This is a genomic window from Peribacillus sp. P4_C12 (genome assembly GCF_056402095.1).
Map to the genome: position 1 here is coordinate 1 of NZ_JBFUIB010000127.1, position 9,027 is coordinate 9,027.

11 protein-coding genes are annotated in these 9,027 nt (G+C 38.4%); 8 read left to right on the forward strand and 3 right to left on the reverse strand.

The features are described 5' to 3' along the window. Positions 1 to 420, forward strand: a 420-nt coding sequence (locus tag AC1DUW_RS15560; RefSeq protein WP_477642911.1) for a hypothetical protein, incomplete at its 5' end; no start/stop codon positions are given. Between the two features lie 99 nt (positions 421 to 519). Here AC1DUW_RS15560 and AC1DUW_RS15565 read toward each other — a convergent pair. Next, positions 520 to 1,188: a C40 family peptidase gene (locus AC1DUW_RS15565; protein WP_477642912.1), complete on the reverse strand. Its 669-nt coding sequence runs from the start codon at positions 1,186 to 1,188 to the stop codon at positions 520 to 522. A 416-nt stretch (positions 1,189 to 1,604) separates the two neighbouring features. On the opposite strand from AC1DUW_RS15565, the gene AC1DUW_RS15570 reads away from it, so the two are divergent. Then, positions 1,605 to 2,867: a Y-family DNA polymerase gene (locus AC1DUW_RS15570; protein WP_053346866.1), complete on the forward strand. Its 1,263-nt coding sequence runs from the start codon at positions 1,605 to 1,607 to the stop codon at positions 2,865 to 2,867. Between the two features lie 76 nt (positions 2,868 to 2,943). Beyond that, positions 2,944 to 3,270, forward strand: a complete 327-nt coding sequence (locus AC1DUW_RS15575; protein WP_053346865.1) for a YolD-like family protein — start codon at positions 2,944 to 2,946, stop codon at positions 3,268 to 3,270. A gap of 146 nt (positions 3,271 to 3,416) precedes the next feature. Here the strand turns inward: AC1DUW_RS15575 and AC1DUW_RS15580 are convergent, their stop codons facing one another. Next, on the reverse strand, positions 3,417 to 4,019 hold the full coding sequence (locus AC1DUW_RS15580; RefSeq protein ID WP_477642913.1) for a TetR/AcrR family transcriptional regulator: 603 nt from the start codon (positions 4,017 to 4,019) through the stop codon (positions 3,417 to 3,419). 113 nt (positions 4,020 to 4,132) lie between these two features. Between AC1DUW_RS15580 and AC1DUW_RS15585 the strand changes: the two genes are divergently transcribed. The 3 genes from AC1DUW_RS15585 to AC1DUW_RS15595 all read left to right on the forward strand — a co-directional run bounded on the left by AC1DUW_RS15585 (position 4,133) and on the right by AC1DUW_RS15595 (position 6,578). Continuing rightward, positions 4,133 to 4,861, forward strand: coding sequence for an ABC transporter ATP-binding protein (locus tag AC1DUW_RS15585; RefSeq protein ID WP_376182662.1), 729 nt, complete (start codon positions 4,133 to 4,135; stop codon positions 4,859 to 4,861). After that, positions 4,861 to 5,874, forward strand: coding sequence for an ABC transporter permease (locus AC1DUW_RS15590; protein ID WP_477642914.1), 1,014 nt, complete (start codon positions 4,861 to 4,863; stop codon positions 5,872 to 5,874). The genes AC1DUW_RS15585 and AC1DUW_RS15590 overlap by 1 nt, the downstream gene beginning before the upstream one ends. Before the next feature lie 380 nt (positions 5,875 to 6,254). Continuing rightward, positions 6,255 to 6,578, forward strand: coding sequence for an iron-sulfur cluster biosynthesis family protein (locus AC1DUW_RS15595; protein ID WP_053346861.1), 324 nt, complete (start codon positions 6,255 to 6,257; stop codon positions 6,576 to 6,578). Positions 6,579 to 6,630: 52 nt separating this feature from the next. On the opposite strand, the gene AC1DUW_RS15600 is transcribed toward AC1DUW_RS15595, so the two are convergent. Beyond that, positions 6,631 to 7,542 carry an alpha/beta hydrolase gene (locus AC1DUW_RS15600; RefSeq protein WP_053346860.1) on the reverse strand — a complete coding sequence of 304 codons (912 nt, stop codon included), beginning with the start codon at positions 7,540 to 7,542 and terminating at the stop codon, positions 6,631 to 6,633. 128 nt (positions 7,543 to 7,670) lie between these two features. Between AC1DUW_RS15600 and AC1DUW_RS15605 the strand changes: the two genes are divergently transcribed. Together AC1DUW_RS15605 and AC1DUW_RS15610 are read left to right on the forward strand one after the other, a co-directional pair. Beyond that, complete coding sequence (locus AC1DUW_RS15605) at positions 7,671 to 7,931, forward strand: YqkE family protein (RefSeq protein ID WP_252430415.1); 261 nt, start codon at positions 7,671 to 7,673, stop codon at positions 7,929 to 7,931. A 226-nt stretch (positions 7,932 to 8,157) separates the two neighbouring features. Then, a partial coding sequence (locus AC1DUW_RS15610; RefSeq protein WP_477642915.1) for an RNA-guided endonuclease TnpB family protein occupies positions 8,158 to 9,027 on the forward strand: 870 nt, incomplete at its 3' end.

Here is a 9,027-nt window from a genome sequence, read left to right on the forward strand (position 1 = left end):
GGCTTTATTACGGATCTAGACGATAATCGGATTTTGATTAAAGGGACGTATTACAAGGTAACCAATCGTACATATATACAAGATCAACACGGGAAGGACCTCAACTACTCGGACTTGGTTATCGGGATGAAAGTAAAACCATGGCATCGGGGTGGTATTAAGAAAACATATCCTGCGAAAGCGGAAGCAGAATTGATTCGCGTGCTAACGGACGAAAAGAGCTTGGCGGAACAAAAGGCGGTAACTGCTGCAATTGAGCACATGAGCAAAGCGGAAAGTCAACGATTCATGGTACTTGAAGTCATGCATTTACCTTCAGAGCATGTGTATAATATCGAAATGATGAATCGTTCTAACTTAGATTCATCATTTATAGTGACTGTAGAAGATTTCACGGATGAAATCTTATATATAAAATAAACCGGACAGAATCATATATAAATTCTGTCCGGTTTATTTTTAGGAATTTCTCTATGAATCGGCTGATAAGAACTTAGCCTATGTTCTTATTATCGGATTTTATAAAGTTTTCGCACCTAGGTATTTTGGTTTCCAATAAGAATTATCCATATCAGTGATGGTTATTCCTTTTGAAGACGTAGCACTAATGAATTGACCATTTCCGATATAGATTCCAACATGTGATACTCCTGTTCTTCCAGAAGAAGTATCAAAGAATACAAGATCACCTTTAGATGGTGAAGATACTTTTAAACCAGTATTGGAATAGAGCAATGATGTTGTACGTGGTAAGGTAATTCCTTGTGATTTCTGGAATACGTAATAGACGAAGCCTGAGCAGTCGAATCCAGTTGGTGTTGTTCCGCCCCATTTGTAGGGTTTTCCTATTAAGGTTTTTGCATAGCTGATCAAGCTTGTATTATTGACGTTATAAACACCAAGCGCATTAAATGTGCCACGGCCGGCAATTCCGTCGGCAGTTAACCCTTTGGCTTTTTGGAATTTTTTTACTGCGGACACAGAATAGGTGCCATAATATGTAGTCAGTGAACCTGAATATGTGAAATAACCTTTAGTTTTTAAAAGTTGTTGTAGTTGTTTGACATCGCTATGAGTCATTCCGGGTCTGAGGGTTTGATCTCCAATATTTGCAAAGGCTTGCAGTGGGGTTAGCATCATTGCAGAAGCAACGGCAGCTGAAGCAATCCATTTCTTCATAATTCTCATTTCCTCTCTCTCTCTCTATCTTTCTTTCTATTATTCTTTACAATATTATCCTACAATACCATTGTGACAATACGACATATTTTTGATTACAGTTTCATTACAAAAGATGGGCAGTAAGACTAAAATAAGATTAGACTAAAGGCTATTGAAAAGGGATGTTGTTTTAAATGAATAATGGGAATTTAGTTGTATTTTTAATTATTCAAGATACTAATTAATCTATTTTTTTAAAAACTATTTGGTTATAATGTATTTTTATGGAAAATGAGTATTTATTAGGGTTATTTTGTTTTTTGAAGGTGATTACCTTAAAAAGTAGAAATTTGTAATAAAACTTCCATTGAAAGAGAACGTATATTCGGTTAAAGTTATGGATATAATAAAAAGCGAACGTATATTCTTATTAGGGTGAAGAAATGATGGATTATAGGACGATGCCGAAACAATCAATTATGTGTATCGATATGAAAAGTTTTTATGCAAGCTGTTCAGCGGTCATGCTTGGTTTGAATCCACTCGAATGTTATCTAGCGGTGGTTGGTGATTTGAATAGGACGGGTAGCATTGTGCTTGCGGCTTCTCCAAAAATGAAAAGGGAATTTGGTATTAAGACAGGTTCGCGGATGTTTGAGATCCCGAATGATCCAAGAATTGTCCTCGTTGAACCTAAAATGGCAACCTATTTAAGGATTTCGACGGAAATTACCCGCTTGTTCAACCGCTATGTCCCGAAAGAAGCGATTCATGTATATAGTGTGGACGAAAGTTTTGTGAAAGTCGATGGAGCCGCTTCTTTATGGGGAGACACCCGGGTGATAGCCGAAAAAATAAAAGATGAAATCGAACGGGAATTGCAACTCCCATGTGCCATTGGAATTGGGCCAAACATGCTGATGGCGAAGCTTTGCCTTGATTTGGAGGCCAAACATAAAGGGATTGCCGAATGGAAGTATGAAGATGTTCCAAACAAACTTTGGCCGATTTCTCCGCTTCGTGAAATGTGGGGGATCGGAAGACGCGTAGAAAAAACTCTTCATGGAATGGGGATATTTTCGGTTGGCCAGCTTGCCAATTATGATCTTGAATTACTTGAAGCGAAGTTTGGAATTATGGGCAATCAGCTCTACCACCACGCTTGGGGAATAGATTTATCGGATATGGGAGCAGCGATTATTGAAGGACAGGTCAGCTTTGGCAAAAGTCAAATTCTACTGCGAGATTATAAGGAGGAGCATGAGGTCAAGCAGGTCATATTGGAAATTTGCGAAGAAGTTGGAAGAAGGGCACGTACCCATCGAAAGGCAGGAAGGACGGTCAGTCTAAGCATTGGCTACAGCAAGAATGAGTTTGGCGGAGGTTTTCACCGTTCTCGTTCGATTAACGAACCGACTAACATTACGATGGAGTTATATAAAGTCTGTCTGGAGCTTTTTCATGAGAACTATAATAAGCAAAAAACAGTTCGAAGCATAGCGGTCACGCTCTCAAATATTGTGGATGATAACGAGATGCAGCTGACTTTATTTGATGCTTCGCGCTGGAAAAAACGGGAGTTGGGTTATACGGTTGACCGGATTCGCCATAAATATGGATCAAAATCACTGTTGCGTGCGGTTTCGTATACAGAAGCAGGTACAGCTGTTTACCGAAGTAGGCTGCTTGGTGGGCATAAGGCGTGATAGAAAGCTCAGTAGTGACAAATGATTTTATATAATAATGTTACACAAAATGCAATGGAAAAGTGGGTGTTTCGAGGTGATTCGCGACAGGGGCCGTATCAAATGGGTTTCAATGATGTTACCAGAACATGTAAAATTACTAAGAGAATATAATGAAGGTCTGGATAAAGTCGAAAAGCCGGTTTTAGATGAACAAAAATATGAAGAATTCAATGAAATTATCTGTAGGGCCATGGAAGACAACATTACTCTACAATTTACTTATTATCAAAAAGGTGAAATTAAAAAATTTCTTGGYAATATTCATTATATCGATGGACTAAAAGGAGAATTACGAATTATTAGTCATGCATCCGAGAAGTGTATCTTAAAGTTAGTAAACATTATTGAAATTGAATATTAAGTATGATTTTTGGTTAATTGCCATAGCCTGTTTTTTAAAACAAAAGGATTGATCAAAACAGGCTATTTCTACGATTTAACCAACTAGATAGTAAGGCAAGTTAAAATTTCATAGCTCCCCGAACGAAAATTCGGACAGCATTCAGGTTATTTCTCAATGAATGCACGCAAATGACTGATGAAGTTTAAAATTTGAAAATGGATTTTCGCCATTTCTTCTACCGTTTGCTCTTCGCAATTATCCAGCCACTCCTGGATTACACCTAAAATGGCTGAAGTCATAAAGGCGTGCATATAATTACGAAAAGCATCATTTTGTGCTGCTGGATGTTGACGAATTAAACGTTCTAATAGTATTTCACCAAATACATGCTTCAATTTTTTGGCAAAAGAGGGGTCTCCGTGATCGCCAAGAATGGCACGCAATGCGCTGGCATGCTCACTAATGAATTGAAAAATCGCTATAAAGGGTGGATATAGTTGTTGCTGATGGAGGGCTAAAAAAGCCTCTTTTGGTAGAATAGAAGTAATGCGTAATTGAAGTTCTGCTAACAATTCCTGTTGTATGTGATCCATCAACTCATATTTATCTGCATAATGCAAATAGAATGTACCTCGATTAATGCTCGCGCGATCTGCAATTTTTTTCACCGATACATGCTGAAATCCTTCTTTTTCAACAAGTGCGATAAAATGCTGTTGAATCTGCAATTTCGTTTTTTGAGCCTTTTGCTCATGAATCGTCGCCATCGAATTTCTCCTTCACTAAACAGTCTTCAAAAATGTGTTGATTGTATTTGACCAAATACTACCTTAGAATGTTGATACATTCAACACCGTGTTAATTATAAAAGAGGAAGGGTGTGCGTGCAGTGAATGCGATTACCATTGAGGAAATTGCTAAAGGCTTTAAACACAAAAAAGTCATTCAGCCATTAAACCTAAATATTGCAGAAAGAAAAATTTTCGGCTTATTAGGACCATCTGGTTGCGGGAAAACGACCTTAATTAAAATGATTGTCGGTATGATGAAGCCGGACACTGGAAAAATCACAGTGCTTGATTGTGAAGTGCCAAATGAAGCATTGCTATCAGAAATCGGCTATATGGCGCAGTCCGATGCCTTATATACAGAGCTGACGGGGGCTGAAAATCTTGAATTTTTTGCAAAGCTATACCGTTTATCGAAAAAGGAACAAAGAGAACGCATTCAGTATGCAGCCGAAATTGTACAGTTAACGAATGATTTGTCTATTCGGGTTGCTTATTATTCTGGGGGCATGAAGCGTCGCCTGTCACTTGCTATTGCCCTTATCCAAAATCCGAAAATTCTAATTTTGGATGAACCAACTGTCGGTATGGACCCTGTGTTGAAACAATCCATCTGGAAGGAATTAGAACGTTTAAAAAATGATGAGCATAAAACAATCCTCATTACAACGCATGTAATGGATGAAGCAGAACGTTGCGATAATCTAGCGATGCTGCGTGAAGGGAAAATCATCGCATCCGGCACACCTGCCGCATTAAAGACACAATACGGGGTACAAACGTTTGATGAAGTGTTTTTAAAGATAGTAGGTGAGCTGTAATGCGAATTACATCTCTTGTTACACGAATTACACGACAAATGCTCCGAGATCGAAGAACACTCGCATTGCTCTTCTTTGCACCATTGCTCATCTTAACGCTCATGTATTTTATTTTTCATTCAGAAGCGAGTGATTTAAAAATCGTTGTTACAGGTAGTGATGAAAACATCGCTGAAGCATTGAAACAAGCAGATTTTCAAGTAACGGTTGCCAAGCATTTTTCAAAAGAGAGCATGGCCAAAAATAACATCGACGGCTGGCTGCAATTTGAAAATGGCAACATGAAGCTGACCCTTTTAAACGATGAACCGTCTCGTGCAAAGGCCGTTCAAATGCAATTAGCGCAAGGCTTGCAAGGAGATGCAAACAATCCTTCGATTGATGCGCATTATGTGTATGGTGATGCCGATACGAAGATTTTTGATATTTTTAGTCCTATGCTGGTGGGCTTTTTCGTTTTCTTCTTTGTTTTTTTAATAGCGGGGATTGCGCTACTAAAGGAACGTACAAGTGGTACATTAGAACGGTTACTTGTGACACCGATTAAACGATATGAAATTGTTGCAGGTTATGTAATTGGATATGGTTTGTTTGCACTCATTCAAACTATAATTGTTGTACTATACGCGGTAAATGTACTGGATATTGTGCTCGTCGGCTCCATTTGGCTCGTTTTATTAACGAATATTCTCGTTGCGCTTGTGGCATTATCCCTCGGTACATTGTTATCAAGTTTCGCAACATCTGAATTTCAAATGGTACAATTTATTCCACTCGTCATCGTGCCACAAATCTTCTTTACGGGTATTTTTCCATTAGATGGTATGGCAGACTGGCTGCAGCAAATTGGCAAAATCATGCCGCTTTACTACGCGTCGGATGCATTGAACGGTATTATGTACAAAGGCTTAACCTTCGCTGAGGTAGTGATGGATTTACTCATTCTCCTTGCATTTGCCGTTGTTTTTATCACTTTCAATATTTTGAGTTTGAAAAAATATCGTGCCTTATAAATGAGAGGAGTTGTAAGCTACTATTTCTTTATGGAGTAGAATCAGGAATTTGAAGGAACCCGTTTGGCGGGATTCATAATGATAATGAGCTTATATCGTCGCTTGTTTTTAACAGGTTCACTATATCCGTCTCGCCGATATAGCGGGCGTAAGGTTAATAGAATAATAGTGGAAGGGCTGTTTCCTAGAAATAGGCCTTTTTATCGAAAATAAGAGGAAATATGAGTAACATTGGGCTGTGATTTTCTTAATGGAAGCAACATTGGTGGAAAGGACCTTCATTTGAGTATCTTGAAAATGGCATAAAGCAGTTTCATTAACAGAAACGTTTTTATCGTTTATAATGAGGAAACGAAAACACATGAGGAGGTATGTAAATCATGTATATTGAATGGACGGAAAGAGCGGCAGATAAAATAGCCGATAAGATACAGGGGCAAGAAGGATTTTTACAGTTAAAATATGACACAGATGGCTGTGGCTGCGTTGTAAGTGGTGTGACAGCCCTATGGTTAGTCAACGAACTTGATGAAGGTAACGAGAGAGTGGAAACAAACGGAATCTCTCTATACGTAGAAAAGTCAAAAATGATTTTTCTGGATGAAGTTATGAAAATAGACTTTGTACCGGAAGCGAACAGCTTTCAGTTAAAAAGTCCGAATCAAATCTTAAATCCGAGAATGAGCTACTTTAATAAAATCTAAAAGAAGAAAAAGAGAGGATATCAAGCTTTCATGATAGGTATCCTCTCTTTTTCTATCTGAATACAAGCTGTTTAAGAAACTGATCAATTTGTTCTTCATATTCTTTTGGATTTTCATTATAAGATTGAGCGTGGGCGCCCTTTTTAGCAATGTACAGCTGCTTTGGCCCCTCTTTTGCTGCATATAATTCCGTTGTCATGGAAACGGGGATAAAGGTATCATATTCACTATGAATGAACAGTACTGGTTTTTTAATATTTTTTATATAATTGATCGGTGACACTTCTTTAGTCCAATATCCGTCACGAAGTTTGATGAATGTACGACCAAGCGGAAACACGGTCCAAGATGGTAAAGGGATTTCCGCGCTGATTTTGTGTTTGATCTGCTCCTCAAAGTTTGAAAATGGGCAATCGGCAATGTAAAAATCAGCGCCATCTTCGAGCATCCCGGCATACAGAAGCAGAGTTGCGGCTCCCATGGATTCCCCATGAATGCCAATGTGAAGGTCGTCGGAGCCTTTACGTCTTTTCAATTCGTCGATCACGGCCTTCAAATCGAATTTTTCATAATGGCCATAACTGCTAGTCTTACCACCAGAATCTCCATGACGGCGATGATCATAAATGATAGCATTGAAGCCGCGCTTAAGAAAAATGTTCATGTACTTAATCGAATTAATTTTGTTCTCCGTCACACCATGTGAAATAATAATCCACTTATTCGTCTCAAACGGTTCGATAAACAAACATTTCAAGGAATATCCGGATGGTGAAGGTACCCAGATTTCAGTTTTAGGTAGGATATCAAAATCCTCTTTAATTAGACGTTTAGCCATAATTTCACGATTCTGGATAAAATCATCTTCCTTCTTTTTCATGTACATGATCCGATTAGAAAAATAAATGCCGACGCCGATGATATAGGTCAGAATTCCAGCCAATGCAAGCCACCATTTTTTCATGAAAATCCTCCTCAGTTATTTTCTTTATTTTACCATGAGGGGAATGGAGAAAACACTGTTTGAAAATCATAACGAGAGAAACCGCAGTCGTGATATAATAATTTCATAATGGCTAGGAGGTTTTAGGGATGAAAAAGAAACAGCCGCGGAATCAAAATCAAAGCAAAACACAAGATAAAGAGTCATCATCATTGAAACTTGGTGATATGCTTAATCAAGATATCATGTCCCAGCTTCGTCAAAAGCAAAAAGAACTGAATGATGCTGAACAAGAGAAAAAAGCAGCGGAAGAAGAAAAAAAACGCGAAGAAAGAAAACGGCGTGAGAAAAATAAATCATTCGAAGAGCTGCTGGGAGAAAGCAATCTTAACTGGAAGAACTATAAATAATGTAAAAAGGGAGCAGACTTGGTACTGTCTCCCTTTTTGATAAACCACTCTTTCTGAAAGAGTACGCCGATATTTATCATTTCCCGCCAGAAGATTCCCTCTTCAAGCGTGTGAAGGGCGAGAGCCCAATGGTAAGGGGGAGATGAATGGCGGTTGGCATAAGCCAAAGTGATCTTTGACAAACGTACGTTCGATGGTTGATTATAACTATAAGGGGGTGAAACCAATGGTCGTAAACAAAGCTTATAAATTTCGAATCTATCCAACTAAAGAACAACTAGTTCTAATCAATAAAACGATCGGCTGCTCCCGTTTTGTCTATAACTTCTTTTTAGGCAAACAAAATGAGAAAGATGCCTACTGGTATATCTGTGAAGAAATGAARCAGAACGGCCAATTACCCTCTAATGAATGGAACGGTTCTTTTCTGAATAAATACGCAACAATCAAAGAACTTCCCGCTTTAAAGAAAGAGTATTCTTTCCTGAAAGAAGTAGACAGTATTGCCTTACAGAAACCGGTGGAAAATTTAGCAGATTCCTATAGTCGATATTATAAAAAGCAAAACAAGTCACCTCGCTTCAAATCGAAAAAGAATCCTATCCAGTCCTATACGACTAAACATACGAATGGGAATATTGGAATTGTTGGAARCAAAATCAAATTGCCAAAACTCGGTCTAGTTCGTTTTGCTAAAAGCCGCGAAGTCGAAGGGCGAATCATCAATGCCACAATCAGGCGGAACCCTTCGGGTAAATATTTCATTTCCGTTTTAGCCGAAACCAATGTACAAGTACTTCCTAAAACGAATCGTTCGTGCGGTGTAGATGTTGGWTTGAAGAACTTTGCTATTCTTTCAGATGGTACAGTCTATCAAAACCCAAAATTCTTCCGGACGGTCGAAAAGAAATTGTCCAAAGCACAACGGATTCTTTCAAGGCGACAAGAAATAGCCTTGAATCAAAATAAACCATTGGCTGAAGCCAAAAACTATCAAAAACAAAAACGAAAAGTGGCTATCCTACACGAAAAAATTTCAAATGCCCGAATGGATTACTTACATAAAGTTTCTACCGAAATCATCAAAAACCACGAT

Excerpts from the sequence above, each read along its gene's own strand:
- AC1DUW_RS15565 (WP_477642912.1), bottom strand. The coding sequence starts at position 1,188 with ATGAGAATTATGAAGAAATGGATTGCTTCAGCTGCCGTTGCTTCTGCA.
- AC1DUW_RS15570 (WP_053346866.1), top strand. The coding sequence starts at position 1,605 with ATGATGGATTATAGGACGATGCCGAAACAATCAATTATGTGTATCGAT.
- AC1DUW_RS15580 (WP_477642913.1), bottom strand. The coding sequence starts at position 4,019 with ATGGCGACGATTCATGAGCAAAAGGCTCAAAAAACGAAATTGCAGATT.
- AC1DUW_RS15590 (WP_477642914.1), top strand. The coding sequence starts at position 4,861 with ATGCGAATTACATCTCTTGTTACACGAATTACACGACAAATGCTCCGA.
- AC1DUW_RS15595 (WP_053346861.1), top strand. The coding sequence starts at position 6,255 with ATGTATATTGAATGGACGGAAAGAGCGGCAGATAAAATAGCCGATAAG.
- AC1DUW_RS15600 (WP_053346860.1), bottom strand. The coding sequence starts at position 7,542 with ATGAAAAAATGGTGGCTTGCATTGGCTGGAATTCTGACCTATATCATC.
- AC1DUW_RS15605 (WP_252430415.1), top strand. The coding sequence starts at position 7,671 with ATGAAAAAGAAACAGCCGCGGAATCAAAATCAAAGCAAAACACAAGAT.